Source organism: Haloarcula litorea (assembly GCF_029338195.1).
Lineage (GTDB): Archaea > Halobacteriota > Halobacteria > Halobacteriales > Haloarculaceae > Haloarcula > Haloarcula litorea.
Map to the genome: position 1 here is coordinate 536,612 of NZ_CP119779.1, position 26,625 is coordinate 563,236.

The 26,625-nt window shown below is 71.2% G+C and carries 34 protein-coding genes; 14 read left to right on the forward strand and 20 right to left on the reverse strand.

Translation table 11 applies throughout. From position 1 onward, the window contains the following. The first annotated feature begins 15 nt into the window (after nt 1–15). Nucleotides 16–516 carry a hypothetical protein gene (locus P0592_RS02885; RefSeq protein WP_276272763.1) on the forward strand — a complete coding sequence of 167 codons (501 nt, stop codon included), beginning with the start codon at nt 16–18 and terminating at the stop codon, nt 514–516. Here P0592_RS02885 and P0592_RS02890 read toward each other — a convergent pair. From P0592_RS02890 to P0592_RS02900, 3 genes are all read right to left on the reverse strand, one after another. After that, entirely contained in the window at nt 513–1,160 is a 648-nt protein-coding gene (locus P0592_RS02890; RefSeq protein WP_276272764.1) for an ArsR/SmtB family transcription factor, read from the reverse strand. The two genes, P0592_RS02885 and P0592_RS02890, sit on opposite strands and share 4 nt — an antisense overlap. Nucleotides 1,161–1,235: 75 nt before the next feature. Next, entirely contained in the window at nt 1,236–2,231 is a 996-nt protein-coding gene (locus P0592_RS02895) for a hypothetical protein (protein ID WP_276272765.1), read from the reverse strand. Nucleotides 2,232–2,325: 94 nt separating this feature from the next. Further along, a complete protein-coding gene (locus tag P0592_RS02900) occupies nt 2,326–2,964 on the reverse strand; it encodes a DUF1405 domain-containing protein (RefSeq protein ID WP_276272766.1) in 639 nt (212 codons plus the stop codon). A gap of 134 nt (nt 2,965–3,098) precedes the next feature. Here P0592_RS02900 and P0592_RS02905 point away from each other — a divergent pair, with 134 nt between their 5' ends. From P0592_RS02905 to P0592_RS02915, 3 genes are read left to right on the forward strand one after another with little or no spacing between them, the layout of a single operon-like run. Beyond that, nucleotides 3,099–3,464 (forward strand): DUF5802 family protein, encoded by a 366-nt coding sequence (locus P0592_RS02905; protein WP_276272767.1) that lies wholly within the window; start codon nt 3,099–3,101, stop codon nt 3,462–3,464. 42 nt (nt 3,465–3,506) lie between these two features. After that, nucleotides 3,507–4,400, forward strand: coding sequence for a Vms1/Ankzf1 family peptidyl-tRNA hydrolase (locus P0592_RS02910; RefSeq protein ID WP_276272768.1), 894 nt, complete (start codon nt 3,507–3,509; stop codon nt 4,398–4,400). Between the two features lie 39 nt (nt 4,401–4,439). Next, entirely contained in the window at nt 4,440–4,871 is a 432-nt protein-coding gene (locus P0592_RS02915) for a universal stress protein (RefSeq protein ID WP_276272769.1), read from the forward strand. Nucleotides 4,872–5,022: 151 nt separating this feature from the next. On the opposite strand, the gene P0592_RS02920 is transcribed toward P0592_RS02915, so the two are convergent. Continuing rightward, nucleotides 5,023–5,466, reverse strand: coding sequence for a universal stress protein (locus P0592_RS02920; RefSeq protein ID WP_276272770.1), 444 nt, complete (start codon nt 5,464–5,466; stop codon nt 5,023–5,025). A 122-nt stretch (nt 5,467–5,588) separates the two neighbouring features. Here P0592_RS02920 and P0592_RS02925 point away from each other — a divergent pair, with 122 nt between their 5' ends. Continuing rightward, nucleotides 5,589–6,287, forward strand: coding sequence for a DUF4013 domain-containing protein (locus P0592_RS02925; RefSeq protein WP_276272771.1), 699 nt, complete (start codon nt 5,589–5,591; stop codon nt 6,285–6,287). Between the two features lie 3 nt (nt 6,288–6,290). Here P0592_RS02925 and P0592_RS02930 read toward each other — a convergent pair whose 3' ends face one another. Beyond that, complete coding sequence (locus tag P0592_RS02930) at nt 6,291–7,409, reverse strand: KaiC domain-containing protein (RefSeq protein ID WP_276272772.1); 1,119 nt, start codon at nt 7,407–7,409, stop codon at nt 6,291–6,293. Between the two features lie 111 nt (nt 7,410–7,520). Between P0592_RS02930 and P0592_RS02935 the strand changes: the two genes are divergently transcribed. Then, nucleotides 7,521–8,372: an NAD(+)/NADH kinase gene (locus P0592_RS02935; RefSeq protein WP_276272773.1), complete on the forward strand. Its 852-nt coding sequence runs from the start codon at nt 7,521–7,523 to the stop codon at nt 8,370–8,372. Here the strand turns inward: P0592_RS02935 and P0592_RS02940 are convergent. Beyond that, on the reverse strand, nt 8,369–8,656 hold the full coding sequence (locus P0592_RS02940) for a DUF8006 family protein (protein WP_276272774.1): 288 nt from the start codon (nt 8,654–8,656) through the stop codon (nt 8,369–8,371). The genes P0592_RS02935 and P0592_RS02940 overlap by 4 nt on opposite strands. 109 nt (nt 8,657–8,765) lie before the next feature. On the opposite strand from P0592_RS02940, the gene P0592_RS02945 reads away from it, so the two are divergent. Then, on the forward strand, nt 8,766–9,341 hold the full coding sequence (locus tag P0592_RS02945) for a response regulator transcription factor (protein WP_276272775.1): 576 nt from the start codon (nt 8,766–8,768) through the stop codon (nt 9,339–9,341). Nucleotides 9,342–9,348: 7 nt separating this feature from the next. On the opposite strand, the gene P0592_RS02950 is transcribed toward P0592_RS02945, so the two are convergent. Then, entirely contained in the window at nt 9,349–9,936 is a 588-nt protein-coding gene (locus P0592_RS02950) for a hypothetical protein (RefSeq protein ID WP_276272776.1), read from the reverse strand. A 60-nt stretch (nt 9,937–9,996) separates the two neighbouring features. After that, nucleotides 9,997–10,761, reverse strand: a complete 765-nt coding sequence (locus tag P0592_RS02955; RefSeq protein WP_276272777.1) for a nucleoside phosphorylase — start codon at nt 10,759–10,761, stop codon at nt 9,997–9,999. 80 nt (nt 10,762–10,841) lie between these two features. On the opposite strand from P0592_RS02955, the gene P0592_RS02960 reads away from it, so the two are divergent. Further along, nucleotides 10,842–11,051: a hypothetical protein gene (locus P0592_RS02960; RefSeq protein ID WP_276272778.1), complete on the forward strand. Its 210-nt coding sequence runs from the start codon at nt 10,842–10,844 to the stop codon at nt 11,049–11,051. On the opposite strand, the gene P0592_RS02965 is transcribed toward P0592_RS02960, so the two are convergent. Both P0592_RS02965 and P0592_RS02970 read right to left on the reverse strand, forming a co-directional pair. Next, entirely contained in the window at nt 11,048–11,524 is a 477-nt protein-coding gene (locus P0592_RS02965; RefSeq protein ID WP_276272779.1) for a hypothetical protein, read from the reverse strand. The genes P0592_RS02960 and P0592_RS02965 overlap by 4 nt on opposite strands. 48 nt (nt 11,525–11,572) lie before the next feature. Next, nucleotides 11,573–12,409: a DUF63 family protein gene (locus P0592_RS02970; RefSeq protein ID WP_276272780.1), complete on the reverse strand. Its 837-nt coding sequence runs from the start codon at nt 12,407–12,409 to the stop codon at nt 11,573–11,575. Between the two features lie 80 nt (nt 12,410–12,489). On the opposite strand from P0592_RS02970, the gene deoC reads away from it, so the two are divergent. Next, entirely contained in the window at nt 12,490–13,134 is a 645-nt protein-coding gene (gene deoC, locus P0592_RS02975) for a deoxyribose-phosphate aldolase (protein ID WP_276272781.1), read from the forward strand. Here deoC and P0592_RS02980 read toward each other — a convergent pair. The 4 genes from P0592_RS02980 to P0592_RS02995 all read right to left on the reverse strand — a co-directional run bounded on the left by P0592_RS02980 (nt 13,123) and on the right by P0592_RS02995 (nt 17,352). Beyond that, complete coding sequence (locus tag P0592_RS02980) at nt 13,123–13,275, reverse strand: DUF7331 family protein (protein WP_276272782.1); 153 nt, start codon at nt 13,273–13,275, stop codon at nt 13,123–13,125. The two genes, deoC and P0592_RS02980, sit on opposite strands and share 12 nt — an antisense overlap. After that, nucleotides 13,275–13,586 carry a HalOD1 output domain-containing protein gene (locus P0592_RS02985; RefSeq protein WP_276272783.1) on the reverse strand — a complete coding sequence of 104 codons (312 nt, stop codon included), beginning with the start codon at nt 13,584–13,586 and terminating at the stop codon, nt 13,275–13,277. Before P0592_RS02985 ends, P0592_RS02980 begins: the two co-directional genes overlap by 1 nt. Nucleotides 13,587–13,685: 99 nt before the next feature. Continuing rightward, on the reverse strand, nt 13,686–13,862 hold the full coding sequence (locus P0592_RS02990) for a DUF7576 family protein (protein ID WP_276272784.1): 177 nt from the start codon (nt 13,860–13,862) through the stop codon (nt 13,686–13,688). A 172-nt stretch (nt 13,863–14,034) separates the two neighbouring features. After that, on the reverse strand, nt 14,035–17,352 hold the full coding sequence (locus P0592_RS02995) for a PAS domain S-box protein (RefSeq protein ID WP_276272785.1): 3,318 nt from the start codon (nt 17,350–17,352) through the stop codon (nt 14,035–14,037). A 92-nt stretch (nt 17,353–17,444) separates the two neighbouring features. On the opposite strand from P0592_RS02995, the gene P0592_RS03000 reads away from it, so the two are divergent. Both P0592_RS03000 and P0592_RS03005 read left to right on the forward strand, forming a co-directional pair. Beyond that, nucleotides 17,445–18,728 carry a tRNA (N(6)-L-threonylcarbamoyladenosine(37)-C(2))-methylthiotransferase gene (locus P0592_RS03000; RefSeq protein ID WP_276272786.1) on the forward strand — a complete coding sequence of 428 codons (1,284 nt, stop codon included), beginning with the start codon at nt 17,445–17,447 and terminating at the stop codon, nt 18,726–18,728. Nucleotides 18,729–18,776: 48 nt separating this feature from the next. Beyond that, nucleotides 18,777–19,322, forward strand: a complete 546-nt coding sequence (locus P0592_RS03005) for a YbhB/YbcL family Raf kinase inhibitor-like protein (protein WP_276272787.1) — start codon at nt 18,777–18,779, stop codon at nt 19,320–19,322. Here P0592_RS03005 and P0592_RS03010 read toward each other — a convergent pair whose 3' ends face one another. Together P0592_RS03010 and P0592_RS03015 are read right to left on the reverse strand one after the other, a co-directional pair. Beyond that, nucleotides 19,323–20,237 carry a cation diffusion facilitator family transporter gene (locus P0592_RS03010; RefSeq protein ID WP_276272788.1) on the reverse strand — a complete coding sequence of 305 codons (915 nt, stop codon included), beginning with the start codon at nt 20,235–20,237 and terminating at the stop codon, nt 19,323–19,325. It lies immediately after the preceding gene. 26 nt (nt 20,238–20,263) lie between these two features. After that, nucleotides 20,264–20,821: an HIT family protein gene (locus P0592_RS03015; protein WP_276272789.1), complete on the reverse strand. Its 558-nt coding sequence runs from the start codon at nt 20,819–20,821 to the stop codon at nt 20,264–20,266. Between the two features lie 234 nt (nt 20,822–21,055). Here P0592_RS03015 and P0592_RS03020 point away from each other — a divergent pair, with 234 nt between their 5' ends. Beyond that, complete coding sequence (locus P0592_RS03020; RefSeq protein WP_276272790.1) at nt 21,056–21,253, forward strand: DUF7835 family putative zinc beta-ribbon protein; 198 nt, start codon at nt 21,056–21,058, stop codon at nt 21,251–21,253. Nucleotides 21,254–21,420: 167 nt separating this feature from the next. Here the strand turns inward: P0592_RS03020 and map are convergent, their stop codons facing one another. From map to P0592_RS03035, 3 genes are read right to left on the reverse strand one after another with little or no spacing between them, the layout of a single operon-like run. Beyond that, nucleotides 21,421–22,317, reverse strand: a complete 897-nt coding sequence (gene map, locus P0592_RS03025) for a type II methionyl aminopeptidase (RefSeq protein WP_276272791.1) — start codon at nt 22,315–22,317, stop codon at nt 21,421–21,423. A 55-nt stretch (nt 22,318–22,372) separates the two neighbouring features. Beyond that, the gene (locus P0592_RS03030) at nt 22,373–22,681 is read right to left on the reverse strand and encodes a hypothetical protein (RefSeq protein WP_276272792.1); all 309 of its coding nucleotides are present in this window, start codon (nt 22,679–22,681) and stop codon (nt 22,373–22,375) included. Nucleotides 22,682–22,737: 56 nt separating this feature from the next. After that, the gene (locus P0592_RS03035) at nt 22,738–23,592 is read right to left on the reverse strand and encodes an isoaspartyl peptidase/L-asparaginase (protein ID WP_276272793.1); all 855 of its coding nucleotides are present in this window, start codon (nt 23,590–23,592) and stop codon (nt 22,738–22,740) included. Between the two features lie 59 nt (nt 23,593–23,651). Between P0592_RS03035 and P0592_RS03040 the strand changes: the two genes are divergently transcribed. Together P0592_RS03040 and icd are read left to right on the forward strand one after the other, a co-directional pair. Further along, nucleotides 23,652–24,347, forward strand: coding sequence for a hypothetical protein (locus P0592_RS03040; protein WP_276272794.1), 696 nt, complete (start codon nt 23,652–23,654; stop codon nt 24,345–24,347). A 71-nt stretch (nt 24,348–24,418) separates the two neighbouring features. Beyond that, entirely contained in the window at nt 24,419–25,681 is a 1,263-nt protein-coding gene (icd, locus tag P0592_RS03045) for an isocitrate dehydrogenase (NADP(+)) (protein ID WP_276272795.1), read from the forward strand. 109 nt (nt 25,682–25,790) lie between these two features. On the opposite strand, the gene P0592_RS03050 is transcribed toward icd, so the two are convergent. Next, nucleotides 25,791–26,588: a DUF7537 family lipoprotein gene (locus P0592_RS03050; RefSeq protein ID WP_276272796.1), complete on the reverse strand. Its 798-nt coding sequence runs from the start codon at nt 26,586–26,588 to the stop codon at nt 25,791–25,793. Nucleotides 26,589–26,625 lie beyond the last annotated feature (37 nt).

Consider the following 26,625-nt stretch of genomic DNA (forward strand, 5'->3'; position numbering starts at 1 on the left):
GGCCGACTGTCACGTATGTCCGAGCGGACGGAAGAGCGGACCCGGGAGGCCGAGACCGCCGACGCGACGACCGACACCGGCGTCGACGTGGGTCGGCTGGACGGGTTCGCCACCGAGACGGACGAGACGACCGCCGAGTCCGACGACGGTGGGAGCTACGTCTCCCTGCGGGCGCTGCTGGTCGCCTTCGTCGCCGTCGGCGGCGGGGCCGCAGCCGGCAGTCTCGTCCCGCTCGTCCCGTTCACGGCCCTCCTGGGCGTCGTCGCCGGCGCGTTCGTCCACGGCCTGCTGGCGAGCCACCGCCGCTACGTCGAGACGGCGGTGGCGGGTGCGGTGACGGTCGGCACCCTCGCGGTCACGTCCCTGCTCTCGCAGTTCCTCGTCCGCAGCGTCGCCGGCGGGACCCTCGGCGTCGGCCGGCTGTTCGCCGTCGCCGCCGCCGTCGGCCTGGCCCTGTCGCTGATCGGGCACTACTTCGGCCGCGACCTCCGCGACGGGCTGACCCGGGACCTCTAGGCGAGCGCCCAGCCGTCGGGCGTCCGCTCGAGGACGTCCTCCTCCGCGAGTTCCCGCAGGGCCTCCTCGACGAGCTCCAGCGGCGCTTCCACCTCGCGGGCCACCGCCTCGGCGCTGGACTTCCCGCGGGCGACGGCGCTGACCAGTTCGGCGTACAGGCGGCCGTCGCCGTCGCCGACCTCCTGGTCGAACTGGTCGCGGACGTCGGTGACGCGGCCCTGGACCCACCGCTGGGCGAGCGAGAGTTCGTTGGCGAGCTGTTCGAGACGAGCCAGCTCCCGGGCGAGGTCGCGCAGGTCCTCGTCGTCGCCGTCGTCGACGTCGATCGAGAGGTGGCGACACGCCGAGATGTCCAGCCCCCTGCTGGCCGGATAGGCGCTCTTGGTGCCGAACTCGTAGGGGGAGACTCGGACCTCCAGGCGGAGGTTCCGCGCGATGGAGAAGTACTTCCGGCGCTGGTCGTCGGTCCGGGAGTCGACCAGTCCCGCGTCCTCGAGTTTCTTCAGGTGATCGATGACCGCCTTCGGGCTGACGCCGAGGTACTCGCTGATCTCGGTGACGTAGCAGGGTTTGTGTGCCAGCAGACGGAGGATGCGCCGCCGGTTGGCGTTCCCCAGCAGGTCGAGCAACTCGGCGGAGTCCATTCGCCCGAGGGTAGCGGGTCGCGGTAGAAAAGGGTGTCTCTCGTCGGGAGGACGGCCGGCCGGTGATCGTCCGTGTCAGCCGCCGCCCTCGCCGCTGTTCCCGGGCGCGTCCGCCGAACCGCCGGAGGCACCGTCACCCGGCGGACCGGTCCCGGAGCCGTCGTCGTCGCCCGCCGCCGACTCGCCCCCGCCGTCCCCGGCGTCTGCGTCGTCACCATCGTCCTCCTCGGACTCGTCGGGCGGACCTGCGTTCCCGCCGTCACCGCTCTCGTCGTCGGTGTCGTTCGAGTCGTTCGGTGGCCCCGAGTCGGCGGGTCCCTCACCTGGGTTCGCCGGCGGACCGCGTCGATCGGTCCCGTTTCCCGCCGCGACGTTTCCCGACGGACCGCGTCGATCGGTCCCGTTTCCCGCCGCGACGTTCCCCGGCGGACCGCGCCGATCAGTCCCGTTTCCCGCCGAGACGTTCCCCGACGGTCCACCGCGCTCGCTGGGGCCGACCGCGGACCCGGGAACGTCTCCGGGCGGGCCGCGACCACCGACGGCCACCGCGGCCACGGCAGGCCCGTCGAGTTCGCTCGCGTTCCGCTCGAGCCGCTCGATGCGGCTGTCGTTCACGTTCGCGGCCCGGGCCGCCTCGTCCGTCTGGTTCACGGCCGCCCGGAGCGCGTCGATGCGGGCCGCGAGTCGACTCGTGCGGGCGACGTAGGCGGGCTCCGGGACCGAGCCGTTCTCGAAGCCTCGCTGCAGCGTGGCGTTGCGCTCGCGGAGCCGTTCGAGGCGCTGTTCGAGGCGGTCGACACGGCTGGTCACCATCCGCGTCCGCTGGCGCTCGTCGGCACCCCGGAACCGTGCGCTCCACATCCCGCGCTCGACGCTGTCGTTGGCGGCGGCGGAACTCGACTGGAGGAACGCGGTCAGTTTCGCTCCGAGTCCCCCCTCCGAGCTGTCGTTCGCCGACGCGGTCGGCGTGGCCGTCTCGGTCGGCGTCGCGGTCTCCTGGGCCGCGACCGCGGGGAGCGCGACGAGCGCACCGACGACGAAGACGAGGACGACGACGTGCCGATAACTCATCGCTTCCCAGAAGGGGGACCTGGGGTAAAAATCGAAACATTCGTTCGCTTCGTTCAGACGGCGTCCGAGACGGCTCGAGAGAATGCGAGACCGTTTAATCGCTCCCCTCACCGAGTCTCGGCACGACGTACCACGCGACCCCGACGGCGAGGACCGACAGCGCGACGCTGGCCGCCGCGAGCGGGCCGCCGGGGTCGTACCGCAGCGGCGGGTAGTAACCGAACCCGTAGTCGAGGACGTCGTTCGCCAGCGCGAGGAGGAGAGCAAACGCCAGCGCGCCGCGGGTCGTCCGTGCGTAGTGGGGGATCAACAGCGCCTCGGCGACGAAGCCGAGGTGGGTGACGATGATCCCGAAGTACGCCCACGGGTCCGGGAAGTACGCCGCGAAGCGGAGGTTCAGCGCGACGGCCGTCCAGACGCCCATCTTCAGCAGCCAGACCAGCGCGAGCGTGTGCAGGTACGCGAGCGGCAGCGTGGCCGGGACGTCGTCCAGCGAGCGCCCGGCGAAGGGCAGCAGCGTCGCAAGCGACAGCGTCGTGAGGAACAGCGCGACCGGCGAGTCGGCGTACAGCGGCCAGAGGAACGTCGACACGGCCGGCATCGTCTCGACGTAGTAGCGCACGCCGACGAGGATGCCGACGGCGTTGACGACGAGCAGCCACACCAGGCTCGGCGTGTTCTCGAGGTAGTACCGCGCCCAGCGGCGCGGCAGCGGTCCCCGCTCGGTGTCCATACCTGCGGTGGGACGCGGTGGGGGGAAACCGCTGTCGGTCCCCGACGGCTCGCTCGCGGCGGTCGGATTGCCCGACGGCAAAAGGGTACCGGCGAAGACTTATGTGTGTTACCGATCCACATACACCCGTACCGATGTTCGAACGCTTCTCCCGCGGTTACTACCTCGGGCGTCTCTACGTCCACCCCCGCGACGGGGAGGTCCCCGCGATGTGTCGGGACCAGCACGAGCGCGTCAACGAGCAACTGTACGGTGCGGACGAGGGGCTGACACGGACGGACCTCCCGCTCGTGATGAAGCTCGGCTCGCGCCACTTCGCCGTCCGGGGCGACGAGTCGGTCCCGGCCGACACCCTCGCCGTGCCGGCCGACATCTTGGAGTCCGCGAACGTGGACAATCCGCCGACGCTCAGCGAGGTGTTCCTCGCCAAGGCCGACCACGCGGCACAGCTGCTCTCGGTGGCCGACACCACGGGCGTCCTGCCCGACAGCGCCGTCTAGGGGCAGTCACTTTTAAGCCGGTCGGCGTCGCCGCTCCAGTCGATGCTGGACCGGCTGCTGGGTCGTGCCTCGCTGAAAGACCGCATCGCGGAACTGGAAGAAGAGAACCGCCACCTCGAACGGGAGCGCGACGCCGAGGAGGAACGCCGCGCCGAGGCCGTCACCGAGCGCCAGCGGGCCGAGCAGGAGGTCAACCGGCTGGAGGACCGCGTCACCGAACTCGAGGACCGCGTCGAGCGGCTCCAGTCCGAGAGCGGCGACCGCGCGTTCCGACACGAGGAACGGCTGACCGGCGACCGCGTCGGGGCCGTGCTGGACCGCCTCGCGTCGGTCGACAGCGACCCGGAGGGCGTGTTCACCGCCTACGTCGCCGACGAGAGCGACCTCCCCGAGCCCGTCCGCGAGGCGTTCGGCGACCGGGCCGGGCTGGTCGCTCGGGCCGCACCCTGTCTCGCTGTCACGGACGACGCGGGCCTGCTGTCGGTCTGTCTCTCCGCGCCGAACCCGCCCGCGCCGTTCACGGAGTGGGACGATTCGGTCTCGCTCGACCGAGCGTGGTTCGAGCCAACGGGCCGTCACGCGGTCGCGCTGGTCCGGTCTGACCTGTTCGCACTGGGCGAGTACGACGGCCGCGAGCGGGTCGCCTTCCACGGGTTCGACTCCGAACTCAAGAACCAACACTCGAAGGGCGGCTTCTCGCAGGCCCGCTTCGAGCGGCTGCGCGATCAGCAGATCGCCAGTCACGTCGAGCGCTGCCGGGCCGCCGTCGAGGAGGTCGATCCCGACCGGCTGTTCGTCGTCGGCGAGGGCTCGGTCCTCCACGAGTTCGCCGACGCCGCCGACCTGACGGCCCCGGTCGACGCCACCGGCGACCCCGAGGACGCGCTCGCCGACGCGGTCCGCTCGCTGTGGACCGTCCGGCTCCGAGCGCCGTGACCGGAAAGGTTCAAGCCACCTGCAAGAGCCACGTGGTGTATGGGCAAGCGTATCCTCGTTCCCGTCGACGAGTCGACCCAGGCACGCACGGCCGTCGAGTTCGCCGCCGAGAACAGTCCCGACGCGACGCTGATCCTCCTCCACGTCATCAACCCCGCCGAGGCCGGCTACAGCCCCGGCGCGTCGGTCCCGACCTTCCCCGAGGAGTGGTTCGAGACCCGCAAGACCACCGCCGAGGCGCTGTTCGACGAACTCACCGCCGTCGCCGAGGAGTTCGGTGCCGACGACGTCGAGCGCGTCACCGAGGTCGGTCGGCCGACGACGGCCATCGTGGAGTACGCCGACGAGCACGACGTCGACCAGATCGTGATGGGGAGTCACGGGCGGGCCGGTGTCTCCCGGATCCTGCTTGGCAGCGTCGCCGAGACGGTCGTCCGGCGGGCGACGGTCCCCGTGACCGTCGTTCGGTGACGGCGCTGTCCGGCCGGGGCTCGGCGTGAGAGCGCGGGGCTGGGCTGCCACAGGCGTACCAGACCGCGGCTGAACTGCCCCGAGTCCGCGTACCAGACCGCGGCTGAACTGCCCCGAGTCCGCGTACCAGACCGCGGCTGAACTGCCGCGGTCAGGCGTGCCGTACGATGTGGACGTCGTACCGAGGGTCCTCCGAGACCGGCGCGCCCACGCTGGAGACCGGCGTCGACACCCGACCCGCGTTCTCGCTGCCGATGAAGACGACAGAGGCGTCGACGTCGTGGGCGACCTGTCGGATGGTCCGGACCACGTCGGTCGTGATCGAGGCCATCGAACTCACGTCCTCGGGCACCTCGAACCGGAAGTCGGCGTCGGGGGCCACCTCCCGGACCCGCGCTTCGAGTCGATCGGCGATGGTCTCGGGGTCGAACGGGTCCTCCGGGCCGAGCCAGCCCCGTTCGAGCGCGTAGTCGGGTTCGTCGGGGACGACGGCCAGCGCCAGCACCGACTCGCCGGTGTAGTCGGCGAACTCCGTCGCGCGTTCGAGCGCGGCAACCGAGAGGTCCGAGCCGTCGAAGGGGACGAGCAGCGTCATACCTCGGCCGTCGCCCGCCGGTGAGTTAAGTGTACCCGAGACGCCGCCGGCCCGTGGTCGGAACGACTGCTTACCCTGTACAAGCCGCCGATAACTATACGCTGACGACCCGGAGTCCGTCTATGGCTCTCGAAGATTCGCTCACGTACCCGACGGACGACGACGACTGGATCACGACCGTTCTCGTTGGCGGTGTGCTCACGCTGTTAGGCGTCCTGATCGTCCCGACCATCCTCGTGTCGGGGTATCTCGTCCGTGTGATCCGGAGCCGGGCCGACGGCGAGGCGGGCCTGCCGGCGTTCGAGGACTGGACCGACCTGCTGGTCGACGGCCTGAAGGCGACGGTCATCAGCGTCGTCTACATGCTCGTCCCGCTGGTCGTCGCCGGCGTCGCCGTCGGCGGAGCCCTCGTCTCGTTCGCGACCGGCTCCGACCTCGGGGCCGGCGTCGGACTGTTCGGCCTGCTGGCCGGACTCCTCGTGTCGGGCCTGCTGACGCTCGTGTTCGGCTACCTCGCCGTCGCCGGGCTGGTCAACTTCGCCTGCGAGCGGGAGTTCGGTGCCGCCTTCGACGTCGACACCGTCAGGACGCTGGCGCTGTCCCGCGAGTACGCCGTCCCGTGGCTCGTCTCTGTGGCCGTGTTCCTGGGCGCGAGCGTCGTCGTCGGCGTCCTGAACGGGGTCCCGCTGCTGGGGACCGTCGTCGGCGCGTTCGTGTTCTTCTACGCCTACCTCGTGGCCGCGGACCTGTGGGCGACCGGCTACAACGCCGCGCTCGACGACCGGCCCGAACGACAGCCCGCCAGTTCCGCGGCCGTCTGAGCGTCAGAAGATGTTCGCCTGCTGGTAGACGCTGATGCCGTCCATCGTGATCTCGTAGGGTTTGGTCTCCCGGGAGTGGTTGGCGTTGCGGATCTTCTGGATCTCGACGGCCAGCCGGGTCTCCTGGGTCTCCGAGCGGACGTACTGCAGGACGAACACGGCGTCGGTCAGGTACTCGATGATGCCGTGCCGGGAGGCGTAGGCGTTGGTCTCGCTGGCCTCGGAGGTGAACATCGTCGTCACGCCGGCGGCCTTCAGCGACCGCGTGAAGTCGAACACCTCGGTCCGGCGGCGCGCCTGGTCGTCGTACATCATCTCCAGCAGCGAGACGGAGTCCAGCACCAGCCGATCGGCGTCGAAGTCCTCGACGAGGTCCGGCAGCTCCCCCCGGATGTTGTCGAGGCTGTTGGCCATCTCGACGGGGTCGAGGTCGACGATGGCGAGGCGGTCCTCGGCCTCGTAGCGGTCGAACTCCCAACCGCGGTCGTTGGCCGTGGCCATGATGTCGTCGTGGGACTGCTCCAGGGTGATGAACACGCAGTTCTCGCCCGATTCGAGACCGTGGTGGAGGAACTGGAGGCCGAAGGTGGTCTTGCCGGTCCCGGCAGAGCCGATGGCGACGATGAGATGGCGCTCCGGGATGCCGCCCTGGATCATCCCGTCGAGGCCCTCGATGCCGACGTCGATCCGGGGGATGTCCGAGTCGAAGTCCTCGTCCTCGAACTCCGAATCGCCGCCGAGGTCCGCCTCGCCGCCCGCCGACTCGAACGCGGACCCGAAGTCGTCCTCGAACAGGCCGCCCTCGCCGTCACCGCTGTCGGCGAAGGGACTGTCGCTCCCGTCGGCCGTGCCGCCCAGCGATCCCTCACCGCCGCCCTCGAAGGGGCTGTCGTCCGCCGTGTCCGTGTCGCCGCCGAAGGCGACGTCGGTCTCGGTGCCGAAGGGGGTGTCGCCGTCGCTCCCCTCGAAGGGGCTGTCGTCCGCCGCGTCGCCGCTCTCGGCCGACGACCCGTCGCCGCCCGGGGGGCGATCGCTGTCGCCGTCGTTCCCGGCAGCGCCGGTCTCACCCTCGTCGCCGTCCTCGACGGCGCTCTCGAACCAGTCGTCGTCCTCCTCGGTCATCGCCCCGACCACCGGCCACTGACCCGGGCCATACCCCAGCGTTCTCGTGCAGACGGAAATAACCTTGCCGTCGTGGAGGGTTTAAGCCCGCCCGGCGAGAACGCCCGACCGATGAGGGTCGGACTCGTCGCCCAGCGCGACAACGACCGGGCACTCGCTCTCGCGAACACGCTGACTCGGCGACTGGACGCGGTCGGCGCGTCGGTGGTCGTCGACCCGACCACCGGCGAGGCGGCGACCGACGGCGGCGACTGGGACGGAGCCGTGCCGTCGAGCGTCGACGTCGACGAGATGGCGGCGTGTGACCTCGTCGTGAGCGTCGGCGGCGACGGCACCTTCCTCTACGCCGCCCGCGGGGCGGGGTCGACGCCGATCATGGGCGTCAACCTCGGCGAGGTGGGGTTCCTGAACTCGCTGGCACCGGAGGAGGCCGTCGAGACCGTGGTCGCGGAGGCGGAACACATCCAGAAGACCGGCAGCGCCAGGACCCGCGCGATGCCGCGCCTGCGGGCGGGCGGCGACGGCTGGGCGCTCCCGCCGGCGCTCAACGAGGTCGTCGTCCAGGGCGACCACCGGGGGAGCGGCGGCGGCGGCCACTTCCGGGTCAGCGTCGACGGGGCCACCTACAGCGAGGGCCACGCCGACGGCGTCCTCGTCGCGACGCCGACCGGCTCGACGGCGTACAACCTCAGCGAGGGCGGGCCGCTCGTCCACCCGGACGTGGCCGGCCTCGTCGTGACGGGGATGGCCGACGACGACGGGATGCCGCCGCTGGTCGTCGACGCCGACAGCGACGTGGTGGTAGAACTGACCGACGCCGAGGCCGGCGTCGCCGTCAGCGACGGGCGGGTTCGCGAAGAACGGGCGACGCCGCTCCGCGTAACGCTGTCGCGTGCCGGCGAGCCGGTCAGGCTCGCGGGACCACCGCTCGACTTCTTCACCGCCCTCGACAAGCTCGCCTAGCGGCGACCGACCGCGTACAGGACCGGTGCCAGCGCGACGAGGACGATCCCGAACATCTTGTACTGGAGCGCCGACCCGAGGACGCTCCCGGCGTTCGGTTCGAGCATCGCGGCGGGCAACAGCAGTAACAGCAGGCCGATACCGACGGTGTGAGCCCCCAGCATCCGCAACGACCGCGTCGGGAGGATCCCGACGGCCCCGACGACGAACCCCAGCAACAGGACGTCCCCGACGGTGTACCTCAACAGGAAGCTGTCGACGAGTTGCAGCGGTGGCGCGAGCATTCCTGTTCCGAAATTGACCCCGTTGCAGCCTTTAAAGTTCCGTTCCGTCTCGTCCCGGACCGGCGACGGAGAGGAAAAATAGTTATATGTGGCTGCGAAAGGAACCTGTGTGTCAGAGTCCACTGGGGACGCGACTGTACTCATCGTCGACGACGAGGAGGAGGTCGCCGACGTGTACGCGCTCCGCCTCCGCAATCAGTACACGACGGAGACGGCCTACGGCGGTGAGGCGGCCCTCGACCGGGTCGACGACGACGTCGACGTCGTCCTGCTGGACCGGCGGATGCCGGCGGTCTCCGGCGACGACGTCCTCGACCGGATCCGGGAGCGCGAGGTCGACACTCGCGTCATCATGATCACCGCAGTGGACCCCGACTTCGACATCATCGACATGCCGTTCGACGACTACCTCTGCAAGCCCGTCGAGAAGGAGGACCTCGTGGCGGCCATCGATCAGCAACTGGCCGCCAGCCGCTACGACGACCGGCTCTCGGAGTACCTGGAGGTCACGTCGAAGCTCGCGCTGCTGGAAGACGAGAAGACGCCACAGACGCTCGACGACCACGAGGATATCGAGGAACTCGAAGCGCGCGCCGAGCGCCTGAAATCCGAGATGGACGACGCGCTCGCCTCGTTCGAGGACATCGAGACGGCCTTCGAGGAGATCGACCGGAGCTCCATCTGACCACCGATCACTCCACTGGCGTGAACAGCAGGTAGCCGGTCGGCCCGGTACCGACGCTCCGGAGTCGCATCGCCGTCGTGCCCGTCGCCGTCTCACAGGTGACGACGGTGTCGAGGGTGCCGTCCGTCGCCGCCGCCGCGTCCGCGCCGGTCGCCGCCAGCGCCTCCGACAGCGGTGCGCCGGTCAGCTGGTCGACGGGCACGTCGAAGGTGCCCTCGACGGCGTCGTTGGCGGCGCGAACGACCGGGCCGTGGCCCTCGTCGACGAAGAACACCACGGGGTCTGGGTGGCCCTCGAACAGGTCGGCCGGCTCCGGCGAGGCGGGGGCCGACTCGGAGGCGACGGTCATCGTCTCGTCGGCCGTCGCGGCCCGCTCGTCGGTCCGGAAGAGGTGGAGGACCGCGCCGAGCCCGCCCCCGAGCGCGAGGCCCAGCCCCAGTGAGACCCGGCGACCGAGCGGCAGCCCGACCACCGAGTCGACCACCAGCAGGACGGCACCGAGCCCGACCGCGCCGGCCCCGATCCACCCGACGACGGCGGCCAGGCTCCCCAGTCGGCCGTCGGCGTCACCCCGGCGCGCCGCGTCGTCGGTCATCGGTCCAGCGTTGTCCGCCGCGGCGGATAACGTTTTCCAGATCGGCGAGCCCGGCCCCGGTCAGAGCCGCGTCGCCGCGTCCAGCGAGATGGCGATGGCGCGGTCGACGTTGTCTTTCGCCTTCTCCGGGAGTTCCTCGTCGTCGGTCTCGCCCTTCTGGGTGCCCTCGACGAGGTTGCCGTCGACCGTACAGATCGCGCCGGCGGCCAGCCCCTTCCGGCGGGCCAGCGTGAAGATGGCGGCGGCCTCCATCTCGACGGCCAGCAGGCCCGCCGACTCCCAGTCCGCGACGTACTCGTCGGTCTCGGCGTAGAAGGCGTCGTCGCTGGCGACGGGGCCGACGTGGACCCGGCTCGCGGCGTCGCCGCTCGCCCCGTCCGCGGCCGCGCGATCCTCGTTCGCCTCGGCCGCCTCGACCAGCGCCGACAGCGTCTCGTAGTCCGGTACCGCGGGGACGGTCTCGGCCTCGTAGCGCTTCGTCGTCCCCTCGTCTTTCGCCGCGCCCGTGGCGACGACCATGTCGCCGATCTCGATGCCCGCCTGGAGCGCCCCCGTGGTGCCGACGCGGACGAACGTCTCGACGCCGACGGCGGCCAGCTCCTCGACCGCGATGGCGGCCGACGGACAGCCGATCCCGGTCGAACACAGCGTCAGGTCGGTACCCTCGTACGTGGCGTTGACGACCTTGTACTCCCGGTTCTCCGCGACCGTCTCGCTGGCCTCGCAGTGGCCGGCGATGCGGTCGACCCGGTCCGGGTCGCCCGGCAGCAGCGCCACGTCGTTGAGGTCGCCCGGTTCGACCAGCAGGTGCGGCTGTTTCGCCATACGGAGCGGTTCGACGGGGCTCGGTAAAACCGCCGGGGTTCGCCGGAACAGTGAGGTGGGCGCACCCCTAGGTTGGGAGTATGCCACGCGAGTACTCGCCGCTGCACCCGCGGATGCGCTGGCCGGCGGCCGTCTCCCTCGTCGCCGGGTTCGGCCTCGGGCTGCTGGCGGTGGTCGCCCCGCGCCCCGGCGGGACCGAGCCGCCGGCCGTGATGGCGCTGCCGTTCGGTGCGCTGGCGGCGCTGACACTGTACGCCGTGATGTACCGGAACGTCGCGCGGACGGACTAGAGCTGTGTCACGAGCACCGGGACCACCAGCGCGAGCGTGACGCCGTAGATGAACGCCGACAGCGCCCACTGGCGGACGATCGGGTCGGCGTCCTCGCGGAAGCTCCCGCCCGCCCGCGGCAGGGCGACCCGCTCGAAGAAGGCGTAGACGAACAGCGTCACCGCGAGGACGCCGACGAGGTGCGGGACCGCGGGGACGCCGTTGAGCGGGAGGAGCGTCGGGAGGACGGCCGCGAGCGCGAACGTCAGGCCGCCGTACAGCACCGCCGCGGCGACGCCGGCGACGTGGTGTGCGACGGCCGCCGCCGCGGGCCCCACCTCACCGGGGTCGCGGCGGGTCGCGCCGGCGGCGGCGACGTAGGCCGGCCGGTACCCCTCCGGCTGGACGTACATCGGGATGTTCATCAGCACGGCCGCGAGGACGCCCGAGGCGAGGACGACGACGGCCCACTGCCCGAGCGGGAGCGCCAACATATCCGGCACCTCGGCGTCGGGACCCATCAGGGTTTGGAAGCCCCGCCGTCACACCGACGAGAACAGAAAGAGGACGACGTTGTTGGCCGCCGGGCCGAGTCCGACGGCGGCGACGAACGCGAGCAGCAGGCTCGCTTCGGCCGGTTCATCCTCGACGTACTCGTGGGTCAGCAACACGACGAGGGCGGCCACGACGAGCTTCACCGCGAGGAACAGCCAGCCGGTGCCAAGCAGCGACGCGGTCGGGAGCGTGCCGGCGAACTCCATGATGGCGCGGGGGACCGGCGATCGCTCGCTGATCCCGACGATGTCCGCCCCGATGGCCGTCGAGACGCCGTCGAGCGCGTGGGCGAAGACGACGACGGGCGCGGCGTAGCGGGTCCGGACGACGACCGGCGTCCGCCAGAAGGCGAGCGCGAGGACGATCACGGCGGTGACGACGGCGGCGGCGACGACGGCGACGGTGGACCAGACGAGGGTGAGTAGCCCCGACCGGAGCGCGGAGATGGCGGCGAGGACGATCAGCACGGTCAGGACGCCGAGGCCGACGAGGCCGAGGTTCCGGGTGATCGTCTCCGTGTGGCCCCGCTGGACGCCGACGAACGAGAGCAGGATCCACGTCGCCCCGAGCACGACGTAGGTGGTGAAGTACACCGCCGGGGCTCCGAACAGGGGCGCGAGCGTGGCGTCGTACAGTTCGATGGGCGGCTGGTGGAAGGCGTGGAGCGCGCCGCCGATGGCCATCCACGGCGCGAGCGCGACCACCACCCGCTGGTCGACCGGCGGTTCCAGCGCCACGAGCAGCGCCGTCACCAGAACCGTCCCGGCGACCAGCCCCACGACGTAGGGGACGGGCGGCAGCGCGAACCCGGAAGGCAACACCATATCACTCCCGGTGACGCCGGGAGCCGAAAAGCTTCCGGCACGGCGGCGGGATTTAGGTGGACACCGGCCGATGGGGAGGTATGGACGACGTTCCCGACCGGATCGAGCACACGGTTCTGGGGCCGGCGACGACGCCCGAGGACGTGCGTGCCTGCCTCGACGCCGCCGTCGAGCACGGGATGCGGGCCTGTATTCCCCCCTGTTACGTCTCGCTGGCCGACGACTACGCCGACGTGCCGCTCGCGACGGTCATCGACTTCCCCCACGGGCAGGGCGACACCGCGGCCGTCTGTTCGGCGGCGAAGCGGGCGTGGGACGCCGGCGCGGACGAACTCGACCTCGTCAGCAACGTCGGCCTGCTCAAGGCCGGCGAGGACGAGGCGCTGCGGGACCACCTGTCGGAGGTGGTCGCGGCCGTCCCCGTCCCGGTGAAGGTGATCGTCGAGGCCCCGCTGTTGACCGACGCGGAACTCCACCGGATCGGCGGCATCGTGGCCGACGCCGACGCGGCGTACCTCAAGACGGCGACCGGCTTCTCCGAGGGCGGTGCGACGGTGGCCGACGTGGAACTGCTCAGTCAGTACCGGCCGGTGAAAGCCAGCGGCGGCGTCGGGTCCTGGGCGACCGCCGAGGCGATGTTCGCGGCCGGGGCCGAACGCATCGGGGCCTCCAGCGGCGACGTCATCGTCAGCGAGTGGCGCGCGGAACGCGGGTCAGGGGCGTAGCTCGACCGCCACCGAGGACTGGAGCCACGCGTCCGCGTCGTCGGGGTCGTAGATGAGCAGCTCCTCGTCGACCCGCAGTGCCGCGTAGCGGTCGTCGACCGGCGTCTCGGCGTCGGTAGGTCGTTCGAGGTCGTCGCTCATCAGGTCGGCGTGTCGGTCGCGTTGCCGCCGCGGGACGTGGTTCGGGCGGGCTGTGCCGTGACGGTGCCGTCTGCCTCGATACGGACGCGACAGCCGTCGAACGAGAACTCCACCGCACACCGGGTCGCCGGGGCGAGGAGCCGCGAGGTCGCCTCCGGGTCGACCGCGTCGTACAGCGGTTCTGTCACCGCCGTCGGTCGCCTGTCGGTCGCGGCGGCGACCGCCTCGACGGTGGTCTCGACGATCCTGGTCGTCTCGGAGAGGTCGTCGATCCGTCGCTCTGCGCGGTGTCGGGAGTCGCCGGGGGTCATCACCCGAACGCACACGCCGGAGCGGCATAGCGGCGTTCACTACAAACCTACGGGCCGGTCCGTTCGACACACTATACACTTAGATCGAACGCGACGGAGTCACTCGCGTCCGTCGTACCAGCGCTCCCGACACGACTCGCTGCAGAAGTGGTGGACGCGGTACCGCTCAGCCGATGGTGCGGCGACCGGGTGCCAGGACCGGGGGTCGATGCGACTGCCACAGTGATCGCACCACCGCTCGTGGACGGCTGCGTCGTCCGGTGTGTCGCCGGGCATCGTCGTGCGTGGGCCGAGAGCGGAGTCGCCTCGTGGTGCCGGTCCGTACGGTCCGGGACGGGTAAGTGGCCGCGGCTACGTCCGTAGCGGGCGTCTCGCCGACCACACTATACATTAAACCGCCGCGACTGCTGTCCCGCTCCGACCCCGGTCGGGGCGGGACGACCGCCACTCACTGCCGGTCCTCGAGGAGCAGTTCGAACAGTTTCCGCTGGCTCGCGCGGAGGTGCCTGTTGAACGTCGGCTGGGAGACGTCGAGCGCCTCGGCCACCTCCTCGCCGGTGCTGTCGCGTGGCCACTCGAAGAACCCGCTGTGGTAGGCCGTCTCGACGGCCTCCAGCTGGCGGTCGGTGAGCCGGTCCAGCAGGTCCGCGCGGAGCTGCTGGACGGTTCTGACGGGCCGGTCGCGCTCCCGCTGTGCGTCGAGGCGAGCGCTCGGGTACCGCCGCTCGAACAGCTCGACGAACTCCCGGACGCTCCGGTCGCCCGGGAGTTCCACGACGACCTGGCCCTCGTCGCCGTCCGCACGGACGTCCTGAACCGCCCCGCCGTGGTCGAACACCCGGTCGACGAGCGCGTCGCCGACGACCGTCCACTCGAAGAGGCTCTCGGTCGCGTCGCCGGCGACGTGGCGGACCGACCCGACCGCGGCCTCGTCCGCCAGGCACGACCGGACGCGCTCGGGGTCGGCGTCTCGGACGGTGGCGAAGACGCGCGTGGGACCCTCCTCCCCGGCGAGGACGCCAGCGAGTTCGACGCGGCCGCCGACGGCCTCGGCACAGCGGAACAGCGGCGAGTCCGGGACCCCGACGGTGAACTTCAGCTCGACGCTCCGCTCGCTCATCAGCGCCGCCTTCCGCTCGACGGCGGTGATGGCGTAGCCGGCCGTCTCGGCGAGTTCGCCCAGCATCGCCTGCTCGTCCTCGTCGAGGTGGTCGGCGTCGTCGGTGGCCACCGTCAGGACGCCGTAGGTCGCGTCGTCGTACCCCAGCGGGACGGCGACGAGTCGCCGGAACTCGCGCTCGATCGCCGCCTCCTCCCAGGCCGGGAAGGGCGGGCCGCTCCGACCGGGCTCGACGGCCACTCTGTGGCCCTCCCGGAGCGCCCGCGCGGCCGGCGTGTCGTCGTCGACGGTCGCCGTGACGGCGTCGAGGTAGCCGTCCCCGCGGCCGGCGGCGGCCGCCGGGCGGATCTCGCGGCTGACGGAGTCCCGTCGACCGATCCAGGCGAAGGTGTAGGGACCGGCCGCCGCCAGTTTCCGGCAGACGACCGAGAGGACGTCCTCGCGGGAGTCCGCGCCCACGAACGCGGTCGTGATGTCGCGCATCACGGCGTTGATGCGGTCGAGGCGGTTCAGCCGCTCGTTCTTCCGTTCCAGGGTCGCCGTGCGCTCCTGGAGGCGCTGCTCGCGCTCGATGCGGTCCAGCGCCGTCTCGACGTGGGCCGAGAGGACCCGCGCCAGGTCGACCTGCGTGTCGGTGAACTCGCCCGTCGTCGCCGTGCCGGCCACGAGCACGCCGTGTTCCCCAAGCGGGAGCAGGACGGCGCTGCCCCGCGCCGACGACTCGCCGGTCCCGAGGGTCGCCTCCTCGACCACCGCGGCGTCGCGCTCGGCGAACACCCGCCAGGGCTCCCCGTCGACGGGGTCGAGGAGGAAGCCGTCGCCGACCAGTTCCGTCGCCGCGTCGGTCCGGGCCGCGCGGTCGAGCTGGCCGCGGTCGGCGTCGTACAGGTCGACGGCCGTCAGTTCGAGCCCCAGCGTCTCGCGCGCCGCGCGGACCGCCACCTCGCAGACGGCGTCCCGGTCGGCGGCCGTCGTCAGCTCCCGCGAGACCTCGTTGAGCGTCGCCAGCTGCGACTCGCGGTGAACGCGTTCCGTGATGTCCCGCCCCTCGGCGACGATCAGTTCGACGTGGCCGTCCTCGCCGGGGATGGGACGCAGCGAGAAGTCGATGGTCGCGGTGCGGTCGCGGCCCCGGACCGACAGCTCCCGCCTGACGAACTCGCCGTCGGCGGCCCGCTCGACGGCCGCCCGGACCTGCCGGCGGCTCTCCGGGTGCCCGTCGAGCCAGGGCGTCTCCCACAGCGGTTGCCCCACCACGTCGTCGCGGTCGAGACCGCCGAAGGTCAGGGCCGTCTCGTTGGCCTCCAGCAGAGTGCCGTCGGGGTCGAGCAGCCCCGTGAACTGGTAGGTCTGGTCGAAGACCGCCTCGAGGCGGCGCTGGCGCTCCCGCCGATCGGTCACGTCGGTGATGAACCCCTCGATTGCGACCAGGTCGCCGTCCTCGCGGACGCCGGTCCCCTGTTCCCAGACCCAGCGTTCCTCGCCGTCCGCCCGGCGGATGCGGTAGGTGAGCGTGAACCGCTCGTCGGCGTCCAGCGCCCGCTGGACCTCGTCCCACACGTCCTCCCGATCGTCCGGGTGGATGACGTCCTCGCCCCACGAGACCGCGCCGGACTCGATCGCCGCCGGATCGTAGCCCGTCAGGTCGGCACAGCCGTCGCTGACGAACGACATCGGCCAGCCGCGCTCGTTCTGACAGCGGTAGGCGACCCCGGGGAGGTTGCTCACGAGCGTCGAGAACATCCGGTTTCGCTCCCGGAGCGCCGTCTCGACGCGCTCGCGCTCGGTCACGTCCCGGCCCTCCGGGACGACCCCGATCACCGCCCCGGCGTCGTCGGTGACCGGCGTCAGCGAGAGGTCGACGGTGATCGCCTCGCCGTCGGCACCGACCGCCTCGGCCTCGTACCGGACCGTCTCGCCGCCGGCGGCCGTCTCGAACGCGTCCCGGAGCCGGTCGCGCGCCTCGTCGTCGTCGGCCCACCACGGCGTCGTCCAGAGGGGCGAGCCGACCACCTCGCCGCGCTCGACGCCCGCGAACTCGAGGGCCGTCCTGTTCATCTCGACGACGGTGCCGTCGGGTTCGGCGAAGCCGACGAGGTGGAGCGGCCCATCGACGGCGACGGTCCCGTACTCGCGGAGCTTGTCCGGCGACTCCGAGAGGTCCGTGAGCACGAGACCGTACCCCCGGTGCGTGCCGTTCGCCCGGAGCGCGACGACGACCGTCCGCCCCCAGAACCGCGAGCCGTCCGCCCGCACCAGCCACCCCTCGTCGACCACCTCGCCGTCGGCGTCGGCCCGCGACAGCAGACGCTCGGAGTGGTCGTCGGCCGCGTCCTCCGGGTAGAGGGCCGACAGGGGGAGACCGGCTGCTCGGTCCCGGTCGTAGTCGAGCAGTCGGGCCGCGCCCGCGCTCCAGTCGGTCACCGTCCCGTCGGTGTCGAGGGCGAGGACACCGTGGCGACCGAGCCGCTCACAGAGGAGCCGATAGCGGTCCACCGGCCCGCCCGAACCGTCCGTCCGGAGCCACCGCTCTCCCGGAGTGACGACCGGCGTCCCGTCGCCGTCGGATCGACCGAGGCCCCCGGCCCCACCTCCGCCGGTGTCGCTCGGCGTCGTCAGCATACACCGCAGGTGTGCGGCCCGCATAGTTTCAGCTTGTGGACACGCAATAATAGTACTACCCCCCGAACGGAGCGAATCCGTCGCGCTTTTGCCGACGCCGGAGTAGGGCTAGACGAATGGCCCGCTACCACATCGAGACGTACGGGTGCACCTCCAACAGGGGTGAGACCCAGCAGATCGAGCAGGCGCTCCGGGAGGGGGGCCACCACCCCGCCGACGGCCCCGAATCGGCGGACGTGGCCATCCTCAACACCTGCACGGTGCTGGAGAAGACCGAGCGCAACATGCTCCAGCGGGCCAAAGAGTTAGACGAGGAGACGCCGGCCGACCTCGTCGTCACGGGCTGTATGGCGCTGGCCCAGGGCGAGGAGTTCCGGGACGCCGACGTCGACGCCGAGATCCTCCACTGGGACGACGTGCCACAGCACGTCCTCAACGGCGAGTGCCCGACCGTGACGCCGGACACCGAGACCGTCCTGAACGGCGTCGTCGGCATCCTCCCCATCGCCAGGGGCTGTATGTCCGACTGCTCGTACTGCATCACGAAGCAGGCGACCGGCCGCATCGACTCCCCCTCGGTCGCGGAGAACGTCGAGAAGGCCCGGGCGCTGGTCCACGCGGGTGCGAAGGAGATACGCATCACCGGCCAGGACACCGGCGTCTACGGCTGGGACCGCAATCGCGGCGAGAGCCTGCTGCCCGAGCTACTGGACCGCATCTGCTCGGAGATCGACGGCGAGTTCCGGGTCCGCGTCGGGATGGCGAACCCGAAGGGCCTGCACGGCGTCCGCGAGGAGCTGGCGCGGGTCTTCGCCGAGCACGAGGAGCTGTACGACTTCATCCACGCGCCGGTCCAATCGGGCTCCGACGACGTGCTCGCGGACATGCGCCGCCAGCACGCCGTCGCGGAGTACCGCGAGGTGGTCGCGGCCTTCGACGAGGCGCTGGACTACTGGACGCTGTCGACGGACTTCATCGTCGGGTTCCCGACCGAGACCGAGGCCGACCACGAGGCCTCGATGGCGCTGCTGCGGGAGACCCGCCCCGAGAAGATCAACGTCACGCGGTTCTCGAAGCGGCCCGGCACCGACGCCGCCGAGATGAAGGGGCTGGGCGGGCAGACGAAGAAGGACCGCTCGAAGGCGATGACGGAGCTGAAGATGGCGGTGACGGGCGAGGCCTACGAGTCGATGATCGGCCGCGAGTCCGAGGTGCTGCTCGTCGAGGACGGCACCGACGAGTCGCTGGTGGGCTACGACGAGGCCTACCGGCAGGTCGTGATCGCCGACGCCGAGGAGCGCGGCCTCGAAGTCGGCGACTTCGTCGACGTCGAGATCACCGGCCACAACACCGTCTACGCGTTCGGCGAACCCGTCGAGCGGGCGCGGCTGGCGGACTGATCGGCCGGCATCGAAGCCCGCAAGTGTCGACAGCGCCGAGCCGCCGGTATGCGACGCCGACGCCTGCTGGCGACGGTGGGGACCGCCCTCGGTGCGACCGCCGGCTGTGTCACCGGCGGCGAGAGCCAGCCGCTGACGGTCGCCGGCCCGGGCGAGGACGGGCGTCTGCCGGCTCGTCACACCTGTGACGGTGCCGGAGCGTCCCCGGCGTTCGCCGTCGAGCGCGCCCCGGACCCGACCGCGGCGCTGGCCGTCGTCGCGGAGTCGAACCGCGACGCCATCATCGAGCCCGTGCTGTGGACGCTGTGGAACGTGCCGGCCGACCGCGCCGAGATCCCGGCCGGCCTGCCGCGCGTGGCGGTCCTCGACGCGCTCGACGGCGCACGGCAGGGGGTGGCACCCGACGGCGAGCACGGGTACGCGGCCCCCTGTCCGCCGGCGGACACGACCCAGAGCTACCGGTTCCAGGTGTACGCGCTGGAGACGACGCTCGACCTCCCGACGGACGTCGCGAACGACGACGCGCTGGAGGCGATCAACGGGGCGACCCTCGCCAGCCAGCGGTTCGTCCTCGACTACCGGCGGCCCGAGTGACTACTCTAAGTCCGCCAGCCGCTCGACCTCGTCGTCGTCCTTCCACTCCCCGATCTCTTTGGGGTCGACGTGGACGAACACGTCGTCGACCTCGGGGAGGTCCCGGATGCGCTCGATGACCGCCGTCTCGATGTCGTGGGCCTCCTGCAGCGTCAGGTCCCCCTCGACCTCGATGTGGAGGCTCACGTCGATCTCCGGGCCGACGTAGTGGGCGATGACGTCGTGTGCGCCCTCGACCTGCGGGTGGTCGAGCGCGCGGCGGAGGATCTCCCTGCGCAGCTCCGCGGGCGGTGCGGCCCCGACGAGGTAGGCGACGTTGTCCCGGACCACCTCGACGCCGGTGTAGAGGATGCCGACGGCCACGACCATCGCCGCCAGCGGGTCGGCAAGCGGGAACCCAAGCGACGCGCCGGCGACCCCGACCAGCGCCGCGCCGGCGGTGAGGATGTCGTTGCGGTTGTCGACGGCCGTCGCGATCAGCGCGGGGGAGTTGCGCTCCCGGCCCACGCGGCGGACGTACCGGTAGAGCCCGTACTTCACCGTCCCCGAGAGGACGAGGACGGCGGCCGCCGTCGGTCCCCGGGTGACCGCGACGTCCCCGGACAGCAGTGCGGTCCCGGCGTTCCAGAGCACGGCCCCGCCGGCCACGAAGATCCCCGCGGCGACGAACAGCGAGACGAACGGCTCGATGCGCTCGTGGCCGTGGGGGTGCTCGAAGTCCGGCGGCCGCGTGGTGAGGTAGAGGCCGGCCACGACGACCAGCGAGTAGGCGGTGTCGGCGGCGCTGTTGACCGCCTCGGACTGGACAGCGAGGCTCCCGGTCGTCCACCAGACGGCCCCCTTCAGGACTGCCAGCACGAGGTTCACCCCGAGCACGAGCAGGCCGACCCGACGGAGCGTGCCGCGGCGCGACATCTGTCCGGGAGTGTACGCTGGGGGGCCTAAAGCCCCTTCGGAGGGGCCCCGACCCGGACGGCGGCGTCCTCGTCGTCGAGCGTGGTGCCGTCCTGAGCGGCGAACGCCTGGTGCAGCCGGTCGTAGGTGTCTTCGACGGCCTCGACGATGACCTTCGTGTCGCCGACGACCGGCATAAAGTTCGTGTCCCCCTCCCAGCGCGGGACGACGTGGGTGTGGAGGTGGTCGTCGATGGAGCCGCCGGCCGCCGCCCCGCCGAGGTTCAGCCCGGCGTTGAAGCCGTCGGGGTCCATCGCCGCCTCCAGCGCGGCGAAGGTCCGCTGTTTCAGCCGGGCGTGGTCCAGTAAGGTCTCGCTATCGAGGTCGCCGTAGTCGCCGGTGTGCTCGTCGGGGATGACCATCGCGTGACCGGGGTTGTACGGGTAGTTGTTCAGGAGGACGAACGCGTGGTCGCTCCGGGCGACGACGTTGTGTTCGCGGTCGGCGTCGCCGTCGCGGAAGGCACAGAAGACGCAGTCGACGTCGGAGTTCCCGTCGTCGCGTTCGACCCACTCGATGCGCCACGGCGCGAACACCTGCTCCATACCCGACCCCCGAGTCGGGCGGCCTAAACGACTTCGGCGCTGTGGGCCCTTAAGAAACTGTCGGCCGTTCACCTCCGAGTCGGCGATTTGAGCGCCTGAGTTCGGTCGTTAAACGGTCTCCTCACCGCTCGTCGCTTCTCGCGTTCGTCCCGCCGCCCTCGGTCGATAAACGGTGTAAACCGAGCGGAACGGTTGGGGGTTTTTATGCTGTTCTCGGGCCACGGTCGAGGTAGGATGGCTACAACGAACGACGGTGTCAGTATGTCAGAGGCGTGTTCGACCTGCGAGCGGGAGACGCCCCACGAGGTCAGCGTCCGGATCAACACGGAGAGCACGAAGGCCGAGAACCGGGAGTTCTCCCGGGAGCCCTACCGTGTGAGTACGTGTCAGATCTGCGGCGCGACGACGGAGACGCGCATGAACAACGCGTAAGCCATCCTGCGAGATCTCCACCCCCTTCCGACGCCGCGTGGCACCACCCCCACACTCCTTCAATACGCCGCGTGGCACCACACCCCCTTTCGAGTGACGACCGAAGAGTGACTGGGCGGTTCAGCGACGAGAACGGTGACACGCAGCGGCGCGCGCTCGGACCGACGCTACCGCGACCGCGTCGTCACTTCGACGCCGTCCTCGGTCACGATGACGGTGTGTTCCTTCTGACTGACCAGCGCGCCGTCCTCCTCTTTCAGGACGGGGTAGCCGTGGACGATGTCCTGCTGTTTCAGGCGGCGCAGCGCCATCCCCGACCGCGGGGAGTCGAGCCAGCGGGCGGCGAAGGGCAGCGTCTTGAACTCCTCGGTGATCTGTTCGAGGACCTGCCGGGCGGTTCGGTCCCGGACGGTTCCCTCCCGTTCGAGCGCGAAGATCTCCTCGTCGGCCCCCTCCTGGACTTTCCCCCGACCGTCGGTGGCGAACGGCTCGATCGCCACCACGTCGCCGGGTTCCAGCGTCGCGCCCTGGGAGACCTCGCGGTTCGGGATGTTCGGCGCGGTGTGTTGCTCCCAGTGGCCCAGCCCGTGGCCGGTGAGGTTGACGACGGGGTTGTAGCCGTAGCCGTCGATGACCTCCTCGACGGCCGCGCCGATCTCGCCGACGTCGACGCCCGGCCCCGCGACATCCAGGGCGGCGTCCAGCGCCTCGGCGGAGGCCGCGGCGAGGTCGTCGTGGCCCGAGAGGTCGACGGTGACGGCGGTGTCGGCCAGCCAGCCGTCGACGTGGACCCCGATGTCTAAGTTGACCATCTCCTCGCCGAAGGTGCTGTCGTCGTCCCGTTCGGGCGTCGCGTGGGCGGCCTCCTCGTCGATGGAGATGTTGACCGGGAACGCGGGCTCGCCGCCCAGCTCGCGGATCTTCTCCTCGGCCCACTCGGCGACCTCGAGGTGGGAGGCCCCGACCTCGACCCGCTCGGCGGCCTCGTCGCGGACCTCCGCGAGGATCTCGCCGGCCTCGCGGCACTTCTCGTACTGCTCGGACTCGAAGTCCACGTCGCTCATAGCCGACTGGTGGGCGGCGGCGGCGGAAAGCGTTTGCGTTCGGTCGACCGGCCGGCTACTCGACGACGTACGACCGGTGTTCGCCCCGCGACTCCGTGTCGACGAAGCGGTACCGGCGGCCGTCGTCGAGCGAGCCCGCGAACGCCGCGTCCTCGGCACCGGGGGTGTCGTACACCTCGTCGGCACCCCGGAGACCGTGGTCACGCAGCCGCGATCGGACCGCGTCGGGCAGGTCGGCCTCGGGCGGCACCTCGACGACGACGAGGAGGTCGGTGAAGCTCTTGGCCGTCCACGCGTCGGCGACGCCCTCGCACTGGGAGAGCGTGTCGGCCAGCGTCCGGAGCGTCCCGTGTCGGTCGCTCATCGTCGTCGGTCCGTCGCCCGCACCGAAACGCGTGTCGCCGAAGACGTTCGCCCCGCTCAGTCCGCGTCGCCGGCCCGCGCCGTCTGCATCGCCTCGGTGTTGAACTCGCCGCCGGCGTGACCGGCGTGGTCGGCGACGATCACGCCGGCGCGGCCCCCGGTCGCGTCCTCGAACTCGGCGACGGCCTCCCGCGCGGCCTGTCGCGGGCCGTAGGTGTCCAGCAGGTCGACGGCCCGGCGGGCGAGGCCGAACCGGGCGATGGCCTCGCCCTCGCCGGTGGCGCTGGCACCGCCCCGCTCGTCGGCGTAGAAGCCCGCACCCACCTGCGGCACGTCTCCCACCCGGCCGGCGAGCGCGAACCACCGACCGGCCGTCGACGTGGCCGCCGCCAGCCGGTCGCCGTCCGTCGCGACGGCTCCGACGGTGTCGGTGCCCGCGAAGTGGTCCCGCACCCACGCGAGGTGGTCGCCCGCGTCGCCCTCGGGCGGGTCCGCGTCCTCGTACCGTGTGCGCGTCTCGTCGGTCAGCAGGTCCGCGTCCGTCTCGACGCCGCTCGCGGCCGCGAGGTCGACGGCCCGCTCCCCGGCGACGAGGACGTGGGGCGTCTCGCGGGCGACGACGTGTGCGACGTCGAGCGCGTGTGCGACGTGAGACATCGCACACGCCGCCCCGGTCGTCCCGTCGTCGGTCATCAGCCCGGCGTCCGTGCGGACGACGCCGTCGCTCTGGACCGCCCCGCCGACGCCGGCGTTGAACGCCGGGTCCGCTTCGAGCGGTCTGACGGCCGTCCGGACGGCCTCGACGGGCGTCGCGGCGTCTCGTGCCCGCTCGGCCGCCTCGCTCAGTGTGGCCTGCCGGCCGGCCGGGGCGTCGGGCGCGCTCCCGGCACCGCCGTGGACGATGACGAACATACACGCCGACAGTTGCCCCGGACCCAAAATATACCCGCGGTCCGGCCGCCCGGCCGACCATGCCGACGTTCGAGCGCGGGGAGGCCGACGAGTACGAGGTCGTCGACCGCTGGGCCGACGGCGTGAGCTGGCAGGCGTTCCCCGACGAGACCGGCGAGCGGACGAGCCACGCGATCCGGTGTGCGGACGGCGTCTGGTTGATCGACCCGCTGGACGCGCCCGGCGTCGCGGACTGCTACGCCGACCTCGGCGAGGTTGCCGGCGTCGCGGTGCTGGCGGACTACCACGCCCGCGACGCCGCCGCCTTCGCGGAGCGCCACGGCGTGCCGGTGACGGTCCCGACAGGCCTCGACCGCGTGGTCGAGCGAGTGGACGCCCCGACCGAGCGGGTGACCCACTCGCTGGCGGGGTTCGAGTTGCGGCGGCTGAACCCCCTGCGCGCGTGGCGCGAGACCGTCGCGTACCGCGAGCGCGACGGGACGCTGTACGTCCCCGACTTCCTCTCGAGCGGATCGCTGTACACCGTCGGCGGCGAGCGGCTGTCGATGACCACGCTGAGCCGCCTGTTTCCGCCCCGCGAGACGTTCGCCGACCTCGACCCCGAGCGGGTGCTGCTCGGCCACGGACCGGGCGTCCACGAGGACGCCAGCGCGGCGCTTTCCGACGCCGTCGACGGTGCCCGCCGCCGATTCCCCCGGGCGCTGCTGACACAGGCACCGAGGGAGCTGAAGGCGATGGTCGACGCCGTCCGGTAGCCGGTTGCGGTTCGTTACCACGTCTGCGCCAAAGCGGCAGTCATTTAGGCGCGAATTTCGACTCGCCGAGTATGGGCTACGACTACGAGCAAGTGGAGGTGCCCGACGAGGGCCAGCGAATCGAAGTCACCGACGACGACCAGCTCGACGTCCCCGAGACACCCATCATCCCCATCATCCACGGGGACGGCATCGGGACCGACGTCGGCCCGGCCGCCCAGAAGGTGCTGGAGGCCGCCGCCAACGCCACCGGCCGGGACATCGCCTGGATGCGGGTCTTCGCCGGCGAGTCCGCCCGCGAGAAGTACGACGAGAACCTCCCCGACGACACCGTCGAGGCCATCAAGGAGTTCAACGTCGCCATCAAGGGCCCGCTGACGACGCCGGTCGGTGCCGGCTTCCGCTCGCTGAACGTCGCGCTCCGGCAGAAGCTCGACCTCTACGCGAACGTCCGTCCGACCTACCACCTCGACGGCGTCCCCTCGCCCGTCTCCGACCCCGAGGAGATGGACATGGTCTTCTTCCGCGAGAACACGGAGGACGTCTACGCCGGCATCGAGTGGGAGGCCGGTACCGACGAGGTCCAGGAGGTCAAGGAGTTCGTCGAGGAGGACATGGGCTTCGACGAGACGATGCACGACGGCCCGCTGGGCATCGGCGTCAAGCCGATCTCCGAGTACGGCACCAAGCGGCTCGTGCGTGAGGCCATCGACTACGCCCTCGAGGAGGACAAGGACAGCGTCACGCTGGTCCACAAGGGCAACATCATGAAGTTCACCGAGGGTGCCTTCCGGGACTGGGGCTACGAGGTCGCCGAGGAGGAGTACGACGACGGCGTCATCACCGAGGACGAACTGTGGGAGGAGTACGACGGCGAGGCCCCCGAGGACACGCTCGTCGTCAACGACCGCATCGCGGACAACATGCTCCAGCAGCTCCTGACCCGCACCGACGAGTACGACGTCATCGCGACGATGAACCTCAACGGGGACTACATGTCCGACGCCGCCGGCGCACAGATCGGCGGGCTCGGCATCGCTCCCGGGGCGAACTTCGGTGAGGCCCGCTGTCTCGCCGAGCCGGTCCACGGCTCCGCCCCGAAGTACGCCGGCGAGGACAAGGTCAACCCCACCGCGATGATCCTCTCGGGCCGCCTGATGCTCGAGTACATGGGCTGGAAGGACGCCGGCAAGCTCGTCCGCGACGCCGTCGAGGAGACCATCGCCAGCGGCGACGTCACCTACGACCTCGAACGGCAGATCGAGGGCGGCAACAAGCTCGCCACCTCGGAGTTCGCCGACAAGGTCGTCGAGAATATCGAGAAGCTGGCCTGAGGCCAGTTTTTCGTGCGCCCGGAAATCTCCGATTTCCGGGAACATCGAGGAGCTCGCGTAACGGCCCCACCCCGACCACGTCTTCTTTCGCGCCGACCGACCAGCGGCGCTACACGCGCTCGCTCTCGGTCGTGTTGGCGACCCAGTCCGGCCGCTCGACGGTCGTCGCCCCGAGCCCGGTCACGCGGGCCGTCCGGACGACGTGGACCCGCTCGCCGCGGAAGGCGGCGTCGTACTCGACGCGGCGGGCGACCGCGGTCCCGTCGTAGGCGACCCGCATCCGGACCGAGACGTTCGTCACGTCGTGGACGAACAGCGGCGTGACCAGCTCGTCGCGGTCGGCCAGCCGCGCCCCCGCGAGGACGACGCCGCCGCGGTCGGTCCGGTCGACGACGGTCAGGTCCATCGCGGCCAGTTCACCCTCCAGCCGCGTCCGGTCGGACAGGTCGCGGAAGCGCTCTCCCCCGGCCGCCCAGCGAAGCAGCGTCACCTCGCCGCGCTCGTTCCGGTAGCGGGTCGCGACGGTGGACTCGTTGGCCCAGTAGGTCACGGCGCTCGTCGCGAACCCCGCCCGGTACTGGCTCACGTTCTGTCGGAACCGCCCGGCGTACCGGACCGCGCCGGGCCGCACGCGCCGCACGTGCGTCACGCGCCGCACCAGGTCGCCGTCGCGGTCCCGGAGCGTCTGTCGCGTGGTCAGCGTGTAGCTCGTCGTCTCGAGGGAGCCGGCGTGTGCCCTCGCGAGCGCGGCGGGAACGACGCCGTCCTCGGTCACGCCGGGCGGGTACTGGAGCCCGTCCGTCGGGACGGGAGCCGGCGTGACCGCCTCCTCGGCACCGCCGGTGGTGAACCCCGTACAGCCGGCCAGCACCAGCGCGAGGCCGACGGCGAGCGCGCGGAGCCACATCACTCGGACAAGGTGTGCGAGACGGAAACAGTTGTCG